We start from the raw sequence: 15,990 nt of genomic DNA, 5'->3' as shown, positions 1-15,990 counted from the left end.
CGCGGCAAGGACAGAAGCCAGCAGCCCGCGTTGCAGATACTAAGGAGATAAAGTAAGAACGCAGTGGCTGAGGGGCATTTTTTGCAGCTTACCCTCACTTACAAGTCGTCAAGCTCCCGCTGCAAGTTCTGACGGGCGCGGGCATCGAGCTTATCCCGAAAATACTCGGTGCGGTAGAGCACCGACGCAGCCAGCATGTTTTGCAGCACAGCCCGCCGACCGCGCCGGTATAGAGGCCCCGGCACTAACCGGTATTCCTGCCTGATCTGGTGGGCATACTCCTCGTACTCAGCCGGCGGAGCCCCTAGGATTTGTAGGTCAGCATCCAGAAAAAAATGCAGGTCTGGGTCGTTGGGCTGGGGCTGGGTGTGGTCTTTGGTTCGCTCGATAAGCAAAACCACTTTGCTGATGCGCTCAGGCACCAAATTAGTTTGGGTAAGAAACTCCCGCGCTAGCGCCGCGCTGCGCTCCTCATTGTCGGAGCGCAGGGGGCTATAAACTACATCATGAAACCAGATAGCCAGCTGCACAACTTCCGCATCGTGCAGCGGCGTGGGTGCTTCGTGCAGGCTTTGCAGCAAGGCCTGAATATGGGTGAGCGTGTGGTAATGCCGCCCCGGCGCCTCATAAGCCGCCGCCAACTGCTGCAAAGTGGCCGTGCGCAGCGCTTCATTGGGAGTGAGAGGCGTCGTTAGCTGCTGCCATTGGGTGGCAAGTTTCTCGCTCAGCATGACCTTCTAATGACTGGTGGGCACCCCATACGGGTTGGCAAAGCGTATCTCCAAAAACCGCTCGGGCTCGGCGAGTGGGCTAAAGCCGAACTGGGTATAGAGCGTGTGGGCATCCAGTGTGGCCAGCAAATGCCGCCGTTGCCCCTGCAAATCGGGGTGAGCCCATACACACTCCATCAGCCACTTCGACAGGCCCTGCCGCCTAAATTCAGGTAGCACAAACACGTCGCAGAGCCAGGTGAATGTGGCCCGGTCGGTGACTACGCGGGCAAAGCCAGCCTGCCGACCATCGGGCGCGTACAGGCCGAAGTTGAGCGAGTTCTGAATGGCGCGCTCCAATAGCTCGCGGGGCATATTGCGGGCCCAGTAGGAATCGTTGGCCAGATAGTGATGAATAACGGCTAGGTCAAGGCGGGCAGGATCGGTGGAGATAAAGTAGCCGTCGGGACGTTGGTGTATGCTGGCGGGCATTTTATTTAAATGGTAAGATTACTTATTAGAACGTCATGCAGAGCGGAGCGAAGCATCTCGCGTGTTTAGTGAGATTAGTACTCCCACATTAGCACGCGAGATGCTTCGCTCCGCTCTGCATGACCGCCTTTGTAAACACTCCTAAAAATTAAGCGGTGGATGCTTTTCATCAAAATCCGTGGCCTCCTGATAAGCCTTGACCAACGCCAGCAGCTTGGCTTCCTCAAAAAGCTGCCCGCCGAAGGTGATGGTGCTCGGCAACCCGTTCGCCCGAAAGCCATTGGGCACCGCCACGGCCGGGTGGCCCGTCAGGTTGGTGACCACCAAGTTGGGGCTATTAAATGAGGGCGCCAGATACGCATCAAAACCCTGCAAACGCCGGTCTACTTCCTCAATAAGCTGGCGACGAATCCGCTGGGCCTGAATATATTCCACGGCCGGAATGAAGCGGGCAATCCGAAACGAGTTTGGCCATGCATTACGGCCCTGATTTACCATGAGGGCATCGCGGCCCGAGCGGGTGAGGTCATCGAAGGCAGCAGCGCCTTCTGCACCGAGCAGAATGAGCAGTTCCCCATCGGGCAAGTCGTGCAAATCCAGAGGCACGAGCTGTACGCCCAGCTTCCGCATGACTTCGAGAGCCGCTTGGTCGTTGGCTCTGGTTGGATACTCTTTGTCAAAATCAGCCTTTAGATACCCGACACGCATCTTTTTGATATCGGTATCAAAGGCATACTTGAAGCCGGAGGGTACCTGCGTGGTGGCAGGGTCGTTGGCGTCACGGCCTACTAATGCCGCAAATACTAAGGCACAGTCTTCGGCTGAGCGGGCCAAGGGGCCCACTTTATCCATGCTCCAACTCAGCGCCATAGCACCGGCCCGGCTCACGCGTCCAAACGAAGGCCGCAGGCCCGTCACGCCGCAGGCGGTGCTCGGACTCACGATAGAACCCAGCGTTTCGGTGCCGATGGCGTAGGGTACCAGCCCGGCCGCTACTGCCGAAGCCGAACCGGCGGAGGAGCCGCTGCTGCCTTGCGTAATGTTCCAGGGTGAGCGGGTTTTGCCCCCATACCACACGTCGCCCATAGCTAGCTCACCCAAGGTAAACTTGGCCACCAAAACGCCCCCCGCCTCGCGCAACCGCGTCACTACGGCCGCGTCTTCGTCCAGTACTTGGTCTTTATAAGGCACGGAGCCCCAAGTGGTTTTGTAAGTTTTGGTACTGAATAAATCCTTAACTCCGAACGGAATACCATGCAGCGGGCCCCGGTACTTTCCGGCCTTGATTTCCTTATCGGCCTGGCGGGCCTGCTGCAAGGCCAGCTCCTCAGTCAGGGTGGTAACACAGAGCAGCTTGGGGTCGTATTTCTTGAGGCGAGCTAGGAAAAACTGGGTCAGCTCTTCTGAGGAGATCTGCTTGGTACGCACCAGCTCGCTTAGCTGGCGCACGGTGTAGAAGGCCAACTCATCGCGGTTGGTAGGCAGCTTCACTTTGGCTATGGGGGACAATTTGCCAGCATCAGCTTTAACCTTAGATGCGGGAAACATCGTTTGGCGCAGGCGCAAGGGTATTGGGTCGAAGACCAGCGCGGGCGCTACGCTGTTGGGCACGCTCACTTGGCGCAGCTGCTCGTAGTCTTTGCGATTTTCTTCCAGGTCACGGCGGGTTGAGTCGAGCTGGGCATCAGTAAAGTTTAGACCGATTAAGCCTTGGGCAGCACGCACCATCGCAACCGTGATGGGGGGCAAATCGGCGGGCCGGGGCAGCATAGCACCCGCACCGAAGCTGACGGCGCCAACAGCCAGCAGAGAAAGCAGTTTTTTCATGGGAAAGCGTAGATGGGTGGTGCGGGCCGCGGCCCAGGCAGAGGTAGGTGGTGGAAAGCTTGCGGAAAGTAAAAATAATCCCTCACAAGCTGGGACGAAGCTAATCCGAACGGGTTATTACTTCGTTACTGCTATCACTCTCTGTTCAGCTTCAGCTATTTAGTCATGAAAAATATTGTCGCTACGCTTTTAGTGGTTAGCTCCCTTCTGACCACAGCGGCCTCGGCCCAGACCACTACCTTTCAGGTCGGCAGCACCACGGTTTCGGCCACGCCGTTGGTTAGCGGCCTTAATATTCCGTGGGAGCTGGTTTGGGGGCCTGATGACTTTATTTGGATGACGGAGCGAGGGGGCCGTATCAGCCGCGTGAATCCGACTACGGGCCAGGTCCTGCCGCTGCTCACGGTACCCGATGTAGCGCCCACTGGCGAAAGCGGCTTGCTAGGCATGGTGCTGCACCCAGATTTTGCTTCTACTTCGCCTTACCTGTATATCGTCTATAATTACAACGCGAACGGCCTTAAGGAGAAACTGGTACGCTACACGTACAGCGCTGCCACCAACTCGTTGAGCGCCCCGCAAGTGTTGCTGGATAACATTACGGCCGCCACCACGCACAGCGGCTCGCGCCTGCTTATCCTCCCCGACCGCACCCTGCTCATGACGACCGGCGATGCCCAACTGCGGCCCGAATCGCAAAATCCGGCTTCGCTCAACGGCAAGGTTCTGCGCCTTAATCTGGATGGCAGCATTCCAACCAATAATCCGACGCCGGGCAGTTTGGTATACACCTTGGGCCACCGCAATCCGCAGGGATTGGTGCGGCTGCCCACAGGCCGCATTTACATCTCGGATCACGGCGAAACCACCGACGATGAGCTAAACCTGCTGGAAGCGGGCCGCAACTACGGTTGGCCCAATGTAGAGGGCTTTTGCACCTCGGCTGCCGAGCAAAGCTTTTGTGCTGCTAACAATGTGCGGGAGCCACTGAAAGTCTGGACGCCGACGCTAGCCGTGGCCGGGCTAGCTTATTACGATTCGCCAGCCATTCCGGAGTGGCGCGGTAGTTTGCTGCTCGCCACCCTGAAAGCGTCCCGTCTTGTTCAGCTTCCCCTCAATGCCGCTGGCGACGCTATCACCTCCATAACCCCGGATGAATTTCTCACGAACAGCTTTGGGCGCCTACGTGCCTTGTGCGTATCACCGGCGGGACGCGTGTACGTGGCTACCAGCAACGGTGGCAACGACCGAATTATAACCCTAGAAAACCGAGGCTTTGTGCTCAGCACTAAGCCTGAGGAGCACACTCCTACCTTATCGGTCTGGCCCAATCCAGCGCGGCAAACGGTGACATTGCGGCTTGCTACCGCGCCTACGTCAGCTACCGCAGCCACGGTGCACGACGCGCTGGGCCGAATGGTGCGCACGGCTACTTTTTCCCCCCAGCAAGCAGAATTGCGCCTAAGCTTAGCTGGTTTGCGGGCGGGCGTTTACGTAGTACAAATCCGAAACGCGACGAAGCAATACACGCGGCGGCTAGTTGTAGAGTAGCGTTAAGCTTGATGCATAAAATGGCCCCTAGCCGCTAGATTGCCACCCGGCAACACCGACTTCTACTGCTCTACCTGCAATTGGTGCCGCTCGTTTTTCACGGCATTAGTTAGGGTCCAGCCTATTTCCTGACTGAACGGATGATGACGCACGGGGCACTCGGGCATGTGGCAGTGGGCGCAGGCGGTAAAGGTGCAGGGGTCGGCGTGCACAAACATTTCCACATCCACATCGAAGCGCTGCCGGATGAGGGCTTCAATGTCATTCAGTTCGTTGTGAATCTCATCAAGGCTGAAGTAGTATGGCATAGTCATGTGGCAGTCGATGTGCAGGTTGGCTCCGTAGCGCAACACCCGCAGGTTGTGCACATCAATCCAAGCGGGCCGGCGAAATTGCTGAAGCTCCCCAATAACTTCCCGCACCACTACCACATCCGACTCGTCCATGAGGCCGCCTACTGAGCGGCGTACCATGCGCAGGCCATTCACAACGATAAAAGCGCCTAGCAGCAAGGCCGCGCCAGCATCAAACAGCACATTGCCGGTTGCAGCTACCAGCAACAGCGCTATACACGATACAATGGTGCTTACCGCGTCAAGGTATAGGTGCTGCCCGTCGCCCACCAACGCTACTGACTTAAGCTTGCGGCCCGAGCTTATTAGCAAAAATCCCACAGCCAGATTTACCAGCGCTGTAAAGCCAAGCAGCGCCATGCCCATATCGGGGCGGGCTACGGCGTGCGGCTCCAAAAAAGCCAATGTGGCGCTGTAGAAGATATAGATACCCGCAATCAGAATTAGTGCGCCCTCGAAGCCGACCGATAAGTACTCGACTTTGCCGTGACCGTAGGGGTGGTTTTCATCCTTGGGAAGGCCCGACAAGTAAAGGCTATAAAGTGCAAAGCCGCTGGTAAATACGTTGATAATAGACTCCAATGCGTCGGTTAGTACGGCTTGGGAAGACGTGAGGAAGTAGGCGTAAAACTTTACGCCTACCAGCCCCGCGCTCACCACGAGCGATAACAGACCTAAGCGGAGTTTGGATTGGGGAAGCGTCATAAGGGGATGAACACAAAACGGGGGGCAAAAATCCGCTAAAAAATCAACTTCATTGGTAGGTGAAACATTTTAGATAAAAATCAGTAATTAAGGTATCTTGAAAAATAAATTTAGATTAGTCTAAAAATGCCGTAATTTGTGGATACATCTTCTACAGCTACAGTGTCTCAACCTGTTAAGGATTCCGTAAAAATGCCCCCCACGCCTCCATCGGCCCATCCAGGCTGGCGTCAGGCCCGGCATGCACCTTCATTGCAGGAGGTGTACGCAAGCATAAAAGTACCGGCTCACAACGCCTCGTTTTGGCGTAAGCTATTTGCGTTCTGGGGGCCCGGGCTCATGGTGGCCGTCGGCTACATGGACCCCGGCAACTGGGCCACCGATATTGCGGGCGGCGCCCGCTACGGCTACACGCTGCTCTCAGTTATTCTGATTTCCAACCTCTTCGCTATGCTCTTGCAGCATTTGGCGGCGAAGCTCGGCATCGTGACGGGCCGCGACCTGGCCCAGGCCTGCCGTGACCATTATTCCAAGCCCGTGGCAATGATGCTGTGGGTGCTCTGCGAAATTGCCATTGCCGCCTGCGATTTGGCTGAAGTTATCGGCTCGGCCATTGCCTTAAACCTGCTCTTCGGCCTACCCCTACCCTGGGGCGTGGTGCTTACCATTCTGGACGTGCTAGTAGTGCTCTATTTCCAAAACAAAGGCTTCCGCATTATCGAAAGCATTGTGGCGGGTCTGATTGTGGTGATTTTTGGCTGCTTCCTCTACGAAATAGTGGCGTCAAGGCCTGACTGGCTGGGTATTGCTGCGGGCCTTGTGCCTCAAACCCGGGTAGTTACAGACCCTGGCATGCTTTACATTGCCATTGGTATTCTAGGTGCTACTGTGATGCCGCACAACCTCTATCTGCACTCCAGTATCGTGCAGACGCGCGCCATCGAGCAGACAGAGGAGGGCAAGCGTATGGCCATCAAGTTTTCTACCATCGACTCTACGGTGGCCTTATTTCTGGCTTTCTTCGTGAATGCAGCCATTTTGGTCACGGCTGCCGCAGCGTTTCACCGCAATGGCTACTTCAACGTGGCTGATATCAACGATGCGCACAAGCTATTGGCGCCGGTGCTGGGTGCCGGTGCGGCCAGTGTGCTGTTTGCTGTGGCTTTGCTGGCTTCGGGTCAAAACTCGACGCTTACGGGCACCTTGGCCGGGCAAATCGTGATGGAAGGCTTTCTCCATATTCGTTTGAAGCCTTGGTTGCGTCGCCTGATCACGCGCGGTATTGCGGTGGTGCCGGCCTTTATCGTTACGTTGCTTTATGGGGAGAAAGGCACAGGCGAGTTGCTGGTGTTTAGCCAAGTTATTCTGTCTTTGCAGCTAAGCTTCGCGGTGGTGCCACTGGTGTTGTTTACCAGCAGCCGCCTGAAAATGGGTGTGTTTACCAATTCCCCCCTTGTCAAGGTCGTTGCCTGGACAGTATCAGGCATTATCATGATATTGAACGCTTACCTGCTGTTCGAGACATTTACCGGATAAGTTTTAAAAGCGCAAGCGCTTAGTAAGCACTTGCGCTTTTTTGCCTGGCCGGATTTAGGCCCACCTAAATTAAAATCAATAGTCTATCTAAATTCTAATCGCGCTTGTGTATGAAACGCTTCTTACTCGTTTGTTTCTGCTTACTGTTGGCAACTACCTTGTGGGCTCAATCGGGACGTGTACGGGGTACGGTGAGAGCGGGCAGTGGGCCAGTGCCTTTTGCCAGCATTGGGGTGAAAGGCACAAGTATGGGCGCCACGGCAATGGAGGATGGGGTGTTCATTCTCGAAAATTTGCCCCCCGGTAGCCACCGCTTAGCTATCAGTGCCATTGGCTACACGGCCACGGAGCGAGCCGTAACGGTAACGGTTGGGCAAACCGCCAGCGTGAACGTGACCTTGCAACCCAGCAGTGGGCAGGAATTGGGCGAAGTAGTGGTGTCGGGCACGCTACAGCCGGTAACGCGTCTGGAGTCGGCGGTGCCGGTGGAAGTCTATAACCCGACGTACTTTAAGAAAAACCCAACACCCTCTGTATTTGAAGCCTTGCAAACCGTGAACGGCGTGCGGCCCCAGCTCAACTGCAACATCTGCAACACCGGCGATATTCACATCAACGGGCTGGAAGGGCCTTACACTATGGTTTTGCTCGACGGCATGCCCATCGTGAGCGGCCTGAGCACCGTGTATGGCCTGACGGGCATTCCGAATAGCCTCGTGGAGCGCATTGAGGTAGTGAAAGGTCCGGCCTCCACGCTCTATGGCTCTGAGGCAGTGGGTGGCGTTATCAACATTATCACGCGCAACCCGGAAAAAGCCCCCCAGGTATCAGCCGACGCCTTTAGCACCAGTTGGGGCGAGCATAACGTGGATCTGGCCCTGAAAACCCGCGTTGGCAAGCTTACTTCTTTGCTCGGAGCCAATGGCTTCCTTTACGACTCTCCCCGCGACGCGAATGGCGACGGTTTCACCGACATTGCCCTAGCCAAACGCATTTCGGTATTTGATAAGCTGACCTTGGCCCGGCCCGAAAGTCGGGTAGCCTCGCTGGCGGCCCGCTACCTCTACGAGGACCGTTGGGGCGGACAAATGCGGTGGACGCCAGAGTTGCGCGGCGGCGACAGTATCTACGCCGAATCAATCTATACGAGTCGCGCGGAGGTGATTGGGGCGTATCAGCTACCCATTCGCGGGCCACAGGTGATGCTAAGCACCTCGCTGAACACTCACAGTCAGAACTCGGTGTATGGCACCACAGTGTATAAGGCTCAGCAGGATATTGCCTTCGGCCAACTAACAGCCGCCCACACCGCGGGTCGCCACCAGCTGCTCTTAGGCTCGGCCCTGCGCTTCACTCACTTCGACGACAACACCCCCGCCACCGCCACTGGCGACACCGTAGCTCCCCAAAATGCCCCCCAGCGCATTTGGTTGCCGGGCGTTTTCGTGCAGGATGAGTTGCGGTTCAACAGCAAGCACACCTTACTGATGGGCTTGCGCTATGATTACAACTCTTATCATGGTAGCATTTTCACACCCCGCGTCAACTACAAGTTTTCGCCCGATGAGCATCAGACGCTTAGGCTGAGCGCGGGCAACGGCTACCGGGTCGTGAATGTGTTCACTGAAGACCACGCCGCGCTTACCGGTGCTCGCACAGTGGTTATCCGCGGCTCTTTGCAGCCCGAGCGCAGCTACAACGTCAACCTGAACTATCAGCGCCTCTTGCCCATTGGTCAGAGCCTGCTAAGCTTCGACGCCAGCGCTTTTTACACTTATTTTACCAACAAAATCACGCCCGATTACGAGTCGGACCCCACGCTGCTAGTTTATGATAATCTGCGCGGACACGCCGTGTCGCGCGGCATCACGCTCAACGCGGACCTCACGTTTGGCTTTCCCCTGACTGCTATTTTTGGCGTTACGGCGCTGGATGTGTATCAGGTAAACGACAACGAGGGCCAAAGCGAGAAGCGGCGTCAGCTCCTGACGGAGCGAGTATCCGGAACCTTTGCCCTGAGCTACCGCTTTACCCAGGCCGGCATCAGCGTAGACTATACCGGTAACGTGTACGGGCCCATGCGCCTCCCGCTGCTGGGCCCATTGGACCCGCGGCCGGCTTCTTCACCTACCTTCAGCATTCAGAATATCCAGGTCACCAAGCGCCTGGGGGACAAATGGGAAGCGTACGGGGGCGTAAAAAACCTGCTCAACTTTCGCCCGACTCGCGCCGCCATTGCCCGCGCCTTCGATCCATTTGACAAGCAAGTTCAGTTTGACGCCGCCGGGCAGCCAGTAGCCACACCAGATAACCCAGCCGCCCTGACGTTTGATCCGAGTTACGTGTATGCTTCCAACCAAGGCATTCGCGGGTTTTTCGGGCTGCGGTATACGCTTCGGTAAGAAGAAGTGTGCGGTGCTTTTCGTTTTTCACCTTATTAATAGCGCGACGTAAGCGCCCTCCATTATGGCTTGGCTCCGCCTCCTGCTGCTCCTACCACTCTTGCTCACGCTTAGCGGCACCCGACCCGCGGCGCGTCCTGCGGTGCGGTGGCTTACACCGCAGGCCCTGGCCGATAGTATGCGCGTGCACCCCAGGCCCGTGCTGGTAAACGTGTATACTGACTGGTGTCACTACTGTAAGCTTCAAGACCTGACCACCTTTCGAGACAAAAATGTAGTGAGTAGCCTCAATGCCTCCTTTTATGCCGTGGCCCTGAACGCGGAAAGCAAAGAGCCGGTGCGGCTAGCCGGGCAAACTTTCACCTTTAAAGCGACCGGCCCTAGCAGCGGCGTGCATGGGCTGGCGCAAGAATTGGCTCGCGACGAACACGGCCAAGTTTCTTACCCTACTATTGTGTTGCTCGATGATAAGCTGCAAGTACGCGGCCGCTGGCTAGGGTTGATAAAAGCAACTCAGCTAACGGCCGCGCTGGATAAGATGCGGCAGTAAATACTGCGGCAGCCTGCTCAAAGCACTTTCCAGTCGATTGGGTTGTTTCTGCGTATGCAGGCCGTTTGTTATTAAAGCCTCTTTTTCTTATTGAATGATAAAAATCTACTGGTTGCTGCTGGCCTTGCTGCCGCTCTCTTTTGCCACTTACGCGCAACGTCCTGAGAAGGGCGTAAAGGTAGACGGCTACTCGCTGTTTAACCCTACGCCGCCCGACTCGATGCGGAAGCTAAACCCCGACCGGCCCGGCATTACGGAAAGCCCCTACACCGTTGAGCCCGGCCACATACAGGTGGAAGGTGATTTTCTGCGCCTACTCACCGGTCGCAGCCAGGGAATGCGCAGCCGCACCTGGCAGGTAGCGCCACTGGTCATCAAGCTGGGTATCACCGACCAATTCGATTTTCAAGTAGGCGTCGAGCCATTCGCCACGGAGAAAGGCACTTCGCCCGACGACCCCGCGGAGCGCCGCAACAGCTTCCGCGACCTGACGCTGCGCGTGAAGCGCAACCTCTTCGGCGACGACGACGAGACGCGCGCCGCTATGGGCATTACCGGGTTTGTACGTCTACCAATCGGCGGCGACCGGAGTAGCAGTGGCACCGAAGTGGGCCTGATTGTGCCCTTCAATTATCGCCTAACCGACGACTGGGACATATCGGCGCAGATAGAGGGCGACCGAAACTACGACCCCGAAACCAACCGCCACTACTTTCAGTTTGTACCCGCCATCACCGCCGAGCATAGCTTCACGGATACTATCGGGGCCTACGGCGAGGTGCTGGGCCGGTGGAACGCCCGCGAAAACAGTTGGCAGGCCATCGTCAACTTTGGACCTAAGTTTCAGCTAAGTAAAAATGCGCAGCTTGATGTAGGTACTATTCTGCCCTTTACCCGCGACACGGAGCGCGAATTCTTCGTGGGTATTACCATCAAACGGTAACTGAACGCACCGGGCGCTTTGCCTACTATATAAAAAGGCGGCAACACCATTGTGCCGCCGCCTTTTCAGCTAAAGTTTACTTAGCGAAGCTGTATTAGGTATTTCTGTCGGTCATCATCGTGCGGGTTTGTGCCCGCCAGTCGGTTAGGAACCAGACAACTATTGACACGATCCCCAGGAAAAGAAACAGGTTGCGCTCGGCGCTGCCCGACTCAAAACCTAAGACGAAAGGTGCGGCTACCAGCGCAACGCCGGTGAGCAAATCGAGCCAGCCATGTACCGGATAAGGCACCAGTTTAATCAGGCCGTACCGAAAGTCAGTCATGAGGGTAAGCAGCAAATAGCCGCCGGCCATTACGAAGCATGCCGTGTCTACGGCTGGCACCAAATCGAGCACAATGGGGGCCATGGCCAAAGCAGTGATGAAGCCTATATCGATGACGCCGTGGGCTACCGGTGATAAGATTTTCATAAATCAAAGAGGGTTAAATAAACGGGATGGGTTTGGGTTAATTACTACGCTACCCTGTCGGGAAGGATATTGTTGAGCTGTACTTGTTTACGCGTTTGCCGTCCACAAAAAAGCCCCCCAGCGACGCGCTGGGGGGCTTTTTTGTGAGTTAAGAAAATTTAATGGTTCGACATAGCAGAGTTGTGGCTACGTGTTTGGGCACGCCAATCGGTCAGCAGCCAGGCGCCCAGAAACACACCGCCCATAATCATGAAGAAATTACGAGCCGTCTCATTGTCGTCGTTGAAACCAAATAGGAAAGGCGAGGCCAGTAATACCAAGCCACTAACCAACTCCAGGCCACCATGGACAGGAAACGGAATCATATGAGCTATACCCATTGGAAAGTCCGTTAGCAAAGTAACCACCAGATAACCAGCTGCTAAAATGTAGCAAACGGTGGCGTACATGCCGGTGAACCCAAAGATAGTAGGTGCCAATGCGAAGAGCAGAATAGTGCCATAGTCGAGAATACCATGGACGCGGGGTGAAATGACTTTCATAGCTAAAGAATTGAGATTGGAAAAGAACGGTTTCTCCTTCTTACGAGCCTGATAATCAAAAGATATGGTTCAGCTGCGTGTATTCGCGGGGTAATTCAGTCCGAACACATTCCCCACCCCAGCCAGAAAAACCGCGTTGATGCACTCACACTTGCTACCCAGAATGGTCTTATCATCAGCCCTGAGCCAGTCATGCGTTGCTTCCAGGCAATGAGCTATAGTTCACGCAACAAGTTGCCAGTTGTATGACTGAGTTTACTCACATTGAAAAGAGCAATTTACTGTGCTGCTTTTTCGGCTATAAAGTCTCATGCAATAAGTGATATAGGAGCATTACGAGCAAATAATTCTGTAAATCTATAACAACTGTTCTGCTGAACATTATGTAGCCTACAACATAGCATATCTTCTGCACTTATTTTATCGTATTACCCTAATCAAAGAAGACATTGATGAACTTTATTTAAAAGACGAAACAAGTAAAATAACAACTTATTTAATTAGTATGGACACTATAATTTATCTAAAAAGCATGTTGCGGGATAAGCAAGTTGCTTCTTTCACCCCTACTTCCCTATTTACTATCCGCAAAGTGTGCGGTAAGATTGATTTCAGTAAAAAAATTACTATCGTTGAATATGGTCCGGGTACTGGTGTTTTTACGCATTACCTATTGAACAACCTTACTCCGGATTCTACGCTCATCGCCATTGAGCGTAACTCTGACTTTGTCAGTATTTTAGAGAACTGCTTCCACGATCCGCGCCTTCATATATATCATGACAGCGCCGAAAATGTAAGGCCCATATTGCAACAAACCGGCCTAGCGCAAGCTGATTATATCATTTCAGGCATTCCTTTCTCTTTCCTACCAGCTTCCCTTCGTCAAACGATTGTAGAAGAATCGTATAAGTGTTTGCGGTCAGGAGGCAAGTTTTTGGCCTATCAGACTTTTTTTCAAATTGATAAATTTCTAAAAACACATTTAGATAATTATTTCACTTCAGTAGATACAGAGTTTTGTTTTTTCAATGCGCCACCTATGCGTCTCTTTGATGCAACAAAATAAGCATTTGATAAAATTATGTTTTTGAAATAAAATGTCTTTATCCAAAAAATCAATTTGCTTTTATTTTATGTAGTTAATTATTAATTATAATTACTAGCAATCAGTGCTAGAACCGGCCGCCTAGAACCACGTTGCGCTTGTACACGCGCGTGTCACCGCTGGCGGGGCGCAGCAACTCAATCACGAGTACATAGGGTCCGATGGCTGCCTTGCGGCCTTGGTCGGTGAGGCCATCCCATTGAAAGAACCCGCTGGTGGCTAAGGTTTCATTCCGAACCAACCTTCGAGTGAGGCGTCCCTGCGCATCGTAGATGGTGATGGAAGCTGCATAACCAGACTGGTCGAGGCGGTAGTTGAGGGTTGTAAAGTCCTGCTGTCCGTCTTCATCGGGCGTAAAGACTTCGGGCGCTAACTGAAAAAGCTGTGTCCCGGTAGGATCGGCTTGGTACTGGGAGTTAGCTAGGCCCGGTGTTGCGTAGCCTACAGAGCTAGCCGCAGAGTGGAAATTGCCCCCCAGACTAGGCCCCGCAGCCCGAATCCGCTCCAGCGATACGCCGTTGCGGTCGCTGAGTAAGGCCAAGTGCTGTTTCTCGTCGTAGCTGAAATGGTCGATGGTTTGCCCTTTGGCGTCTAGTACTACTATCGTAGCCGCATCGTCGGGCAGGCTGGGAAAGCTGGACATAGGCAGAAAAGCGGCCGGGTCGTGGGTTAGGTACTGGCTCTGCACCACATCGGGGCGAGTAGTAAGCAGGAGCAGTTGGCCCGGCGCCAAGCCGTAAGGACCCGCACTTATAGGTTTGACACTAACACCACCCGGCTCCTCGGTGCCTAGCTGCCAGCCCTGCACATCCAGGTAATTGTTCGAGCGATTTAGCAGTTCCACAAAATCGACGCCCCCGGAACGAGGATTAAACAGCACTTCATTGATAACCACATCGCCGGGCTGGGCCAGTACGGGCAGGGCAAACACGGCAGAAGTAGTCGGCCCGGTGCCATTGCCTACGCAGTCGGTGGCGCGTTGCAGAGTCACGGTCAGGGGCTTATTGGGGGGCAAATCACTGCTCAGCAGCAAGTCAACGACTCGAAAATCAGGCGCGTGCGGTACCACCTGGACTATGCCGGTGGCTGGAGCTAGGGCATACAAGCCAGGACTAGCGCTAGCAGCACTATCGAGCTTTTCACCGAAGTACAACCGGACGATGGTGGGCGTCAGAGCTACGGCCCGCAGCAAGCTGGGCGCCATGCGGTCGGGGTTGGTGGCGCGCACGGCGTTGGCGCGGCCGGGCGTGCCGCCGCTGGCATCGGTGCTCGCGGTCCAGTTTTCGGTGCCGGCGCAGGGGTTGGCTGTATCGACCATCTCCAATGACCAGCCGCCCTCTTTTTTGCGTAAATCCTTGTACCAAGTGTCCGAATAAGTCATTTCAAACAGCGTACGCCCGCCTCGGTTGGTGAGCACGAGTTGGTCGCCGGCATTGCTTAGGCTGGGAAAGTTGCTGAGCCCAAACACTTTTCCGAAGGCCGCAAACTGACTGGCCCGCGTGCTGCCGCACACTACAGCGTACTCGCCTGGCAACAGCACCGCCCCGGCCGGAAATACCGCTGCTGTCGTGCTCCCCGGTTTGAATAAGCGTACGCCCGCCAGATCTACTATGGTGCTCATTGTGGGGTTGTATATCTCCACGTACTCGGAAGCCGGCAAGCCTACTACGGGCGTTTCGTCGGCCATAATTTCGGTGATGATTAACTGATGAAAGCTGGGGGCTACGGCAAATCCTTTGTTTACAAAAGATGCCGTAAGCGGACCCACAGCTACATTGCCGTGCGCATCGGTCACATGGCGAACCTCAAGCGTATTGTTGCCGAGTGGCAAATCGCCTCCCAGCGTTAGGTGAACTAAGGCCGGTTTGTCGGCATCGCGGCGAGCAGTGAGTACGGCCGGGCCACCAACCAGCCGGTAGCTAGCAGCGCTGGCTGCAATATCTAGGGCTTCGTTGAATAAAGCCTCTAACTGCCGCGGTCCGGTAGGCGTGGCGCTCAGCAGAGCCGGGGGCGTGGTATCGGCCACGGGCAGGGGCGCATTACTGGTAATGCGGAAGTCATCAAAGTAAAACTTGGTGCCGTTGGCAGATGAATAGGTGATGCGCACCCCAAAATGAGTGCTCCTCTGATGAACGGCATCGGTAGCAGTACCCTCCGGCGTGAAATTTTGCCCCCCAGCCAGGTCGCGCTCTAGGGTCCAGATGTTCTGTGAAGAGCGGGTGACGCGCACGCGCACTACGTTGTTGGTGCTGGAAGCCAGTGTGCCATCCTTTCCATTAATGACATACACGGGATTGCCCGTCGCATCCTGCCGAAACAGGCTAACCTCGTCGGGGGTACCGCCCAGGCGCACGAAGTAGCCTTTGGTGCCAGTGGCTTTTAGGTCATCCTTATCAGCCATCAGCCAGACATCGGCCAAATTGCCCCCCGACGTGGCTAGGCGGAGGTTGGCGTAAAATTCCCAGGTGGCGTCGCTGCCGATACTGCTTGGAGTTACGAGCTGAAGCGTGGTGCCCGTCACGGCCGGGCCGTTGCTTTGCAACTGCTGCTGAGCGTTGACTTGAAAGCCGGTTGCATCTCCGGTCCAGGTGGGATTTTGGGTGAAGTTGCCGTCGGTAAAGGACTCACTGAGCTGAGCTGCGGCAGGAACGGATAGGAGTGAAAATAAACTGAGTAATAATGATTTCATGCGTAACGCGGTAGGCTGCTATAACTTAACTAGAGCTGCCGCGGCGGTAGGCGCACGGCGGGCACCAGCTTAACTGGTTGACTCCGGCCCGCGCCTGTGCAAGAAAGATA

Annotated in this window: 13 protein-coding genes; 6 read left to right on the top strand and 7 right to left on the bottom strand. The window is 55.1% G+C overall.

From position 1 onward, the window contains the following. Positions 1–98: 98 nt before the first annotated feature. From ACW9KT_RS03545 to ACW9KT_RS03535, 3 genes are all read right to left on the bottom strand, one after another. Positions 99–731, bottom strand: a complete 633-nt coding sequence (locus ACW9KT_RS03545; RefSeq protein WP_457078010.1) for an HD domain-containing protein — start codon at positions 729–731, stop codon at positions 99–101. A gap of 6 nt (positions 732–737) precedes the next feature. Next, positions 738–1,202, bottom strand: a complete 465-nt coding sequence (locus tag ACW9KT_RS03540) for a GNAT family N-acetyltransferase (protein WP_457078009.1) — start codon at positions 1,200–1,202, stop codon at positions 738–740. A 141-nt stretch (positions 1,203–1,343) separates the two neighbouring features. Beyond that, the gene (locus ACW9KT_RS03535) at positions 1,344–3,029 is read right to left on the bottom strand and encodes an amidase (RefSeq protein WP_457078008.1); all 1,686 of its coding nucleotides are present in this window, start codon (positions 3,027–3,029) and stop codon (positions 1,344–1,346) included. A gap of 165 nt (positions 3,030–3,194) precedes the next feature. Here ACW9KT_RS03535 and ACW9KT_RS03530 point away from each other — a divergent pair, with 165 nt between their 5' ends. Then, complete coding sequence (locus tag ACW9KT_RS03530) at positions 3,195–4,580, top strand: PQQ-dependent sugar dehydrogenase (RefSeq protein ID WP_457078007.1); 1,386 nt, start codon at positions 3,195–3,197, stop codon at positions 4,578–4,580. 62 nt (positions 4,581–4,642) lie between these two features. Here ACW9KT_RS03530 and ACW9KT_RS03525 read toward each other — a convergent pair whose 3' ends face one another. Then, entirely contained in the window at positions 4,643–5,638 is a 996-nt protein-coding gene (locus tag ACW9KT_RS03525; protein WP_457078006.1) for a cation diffusion facilitator family transporter, read from the bottom strand. 192 nt (positions 5,639–5,830) lie between these two features. Here ACW9KT_RS03525 and ACW9KT_RS03520 point away from each other — a divergent pair, with 192 nt between their 5' ends. From ACW9KT_RS03520 to ACW9KT_RS03505, 4 genes are all read left to right on the top strand, one after another. Continuing rightward, entirely contained in the window at positions 5,831–7,174 is a 1,344-nt protein-coding gene (locus ACW9KT_RS03520; protein ID WP_457078005.1) for an Nramp family divalent metal transporter, read from the top strand. Between the two features lie 110 nt (positions 7,175–7,284). Continuing rightward, positions 7,285–9,576, top strand: coding sequence for a TonB-dependent receptor (locus tag ACW9KT_RS03515; protein WP_457078004.1), 2,292 nt, complete (start codon positions 7,285–7,287; stop codon positions 9,574–9,576). A gap of 64 nt (positions 9,577–9,640) precedes the next feature. After that, positions 9,641–10,126 (top strand): thioredoxin family protein, encoded by a 486-nt coding sequence (locus ACW9KT_RS03510; RefSeq protein ID WP_457078003.1) that lies wholly within the window; start codon positions 9,641–9,643, stop codon positions 10,124–10,126. Positions 10,127–10,220: 94 nt separating this feature from the next. Then, positions 10,221–11,069, top strand: a complete 849-nt coding sequence (locus ACW9KT_RS03505) for a transporter (RefSeq protein ID WP_457078002.1) — start codon at positions 10,221–10,223, stop codon at positions 11,067–11,069. A 94-nt stretch (positions 11,070–11,163) separates the two neighbouring features. Here the strand turns inward: ACW9KT_RS03505 and ACW9KT_RS03500 are convergent, their stop codons facing one another. Together ACW9KT_RS03500 and ACW9KT_RS03495 are read right to left on the bottom strand one after the other, a co-directional pair. Continuing rightward, positions 11,164–11,541: an SPW repeat domain-containing protein gene (locus ACW9KT_RS03500; RefSeq protein ID WP_457078001.1), complete on the bottom strand. Its 378-nt coding sequence runs from the start codon at positions 11,539–11,541 to the stop codon at positions 11,164–11,166. A 158-nt stretch (positions 11,542–11,699) separates the two neighbouring features. Then, positions 11,700–12,083 (bottom strand): SPW repeat domain-containing protein, encoded by a 384-nt coding sequence (locus tag ACW9KT_RS03495; RefSeq protein WP_457078000.1) that lies wholly within the window; start codon positions 12,081–12,083, stop codon positions 11,700–11,702. Between the two features lie 505 nt (positions 12,084–12,588). Here ACW9KT_RS03495 and ACW9KT_RS03490 point away from each other — a divergent pair. Next, complete coding sequence (locus ACW9KT_RS03490) at positions 12,589–13,152, top strand: class I SAM-dependent methyltransferase (protein ID WP_457077999.1); 564 nt, start codon at positions 12,589–12,591, stop codon at positions 13,150–13,152. A 106-nt stretch (positions 13,153–13,258) separates the two neighbouring features. On the opposite strand, the gene ACW9KT_RS03485 is transcribed toward ACW9KT_RS03490, so the two are convergent. Then, entirely contained in the window at positions 13,259–15,880 is a 2,622-nt protein-coding gene (locus ACW9KT_RS03485) for a lamin tail domain-containing protein (RefSeq protein WP_457077998.1), read from the bottom strand. Positions 15,881–15,990: the final 110 nt, after the last annotated feature.

This window comes from Hymenobacter sp. HD11105, from assembly GCF_054051685.1.
Note: the sequence above shows the minus strand (reverse complement) of the source record. Positions and strands in the feature narration are given on the sequence as shown.

Excerpts from the sequence above, each read along its gene's own strand:
- ACW9KT_RS03545 (WP_457078010.1), bottom strand. The coding sequence starts at position 731 with ATGCTGAGCGAGAAACTTGCCACCCAATGGCAGCAGCTAACGACGCCT.
- ACW9KT_RS03540 (WP_457078009.1), bottom strand. The coding sequence starts at position 1,202 with ATGCCCGCCAGCATACACCAACGTCCCGACGGCTACTTTATCTCCACC.
- ACW9KT_RS03535 (WP_457078008.1), bottom strand. The coding sequence starts at position 3,029 with ATGAAAAAACTGCTTTCTCTGCTGGCTGTTGGCGCCGTCAGCTTCGGT.
- ACW9KT_RS03530 (WP_457078007.1), top strand. The coding sequence starts at position 3,195 with ATGAAAAATATTGTCGCTACGCTTTTAGTGGTTAGCTCCCTTCTGACC.
- ACW9KT_RS03525 (WP_457078006.1), bottom strand. The coding sequence starts at position 5,638 with ATGACGCTTCCCCAATCCAAACTCCGCTTAGGTCTGTTATCGCTCGTG.
- ACW9KT_RS03520 (WP_457078005.1), top strand. The coding sequence starts at position 5,831 with ATGCCCCCCACGCCTCCATCGGCCCATCCAGGCTGGCGTCAGGCCCGG.
- ACW9KT_RS03515 (WP_457078004.1), top strand. The coding sequence starts at position 7,285 with ATGAAACGCTTCTTACTCGTTTGTTTCTGCTTACTGTTGGCAACTACC.
- ACW9KT_RS03510 (WP_457078003.1), top strand. The coding sequence starts at position 9,641 with ATGGCTTGGCTCCGCCTCCTGCTGCTCCTACCACTCTTGCTCACGCTT.
- ACW9KT_RS03505 (WP_457078002.1), top strand. The coding sequence starts at position 10,221 with ATGATAAAAATCTACTGGTTGCTGCTGGCCTTGCTGCCGCTCTCTTTT.
- ACW9KT_RS03500 (WP_457078001.1), bottom strand. The coding sequence starts at position 11,541 with ATGAAAATCTTATCACCGGTAGCCCACGGCGTCATCGATATAGGCTTC.
- ACW9KT_RS03495 (WP_457078000.1), bottom strand. The coding sequence starts at position 12,083 with ATGAAAGTCATTTCACCCCGCGTCCATGGTATTCTCGACTATGGCACT.
- ACW9KT_RS03490 (WP_457077999.1), top strand. The coding sequence starts at position 12,589 with ATGGACACTATAATTTATCTAAAAAGCATGTTGCGGGATAAGCAAGTT.
- ACW9KT_RS03485 (WP_457077998.1), bottom strand. The coding sequence starts at position 15,880 with ATGAAATCATTATTACTCAGTTTATTTTCACTCCTATCCGTTCCTGCC.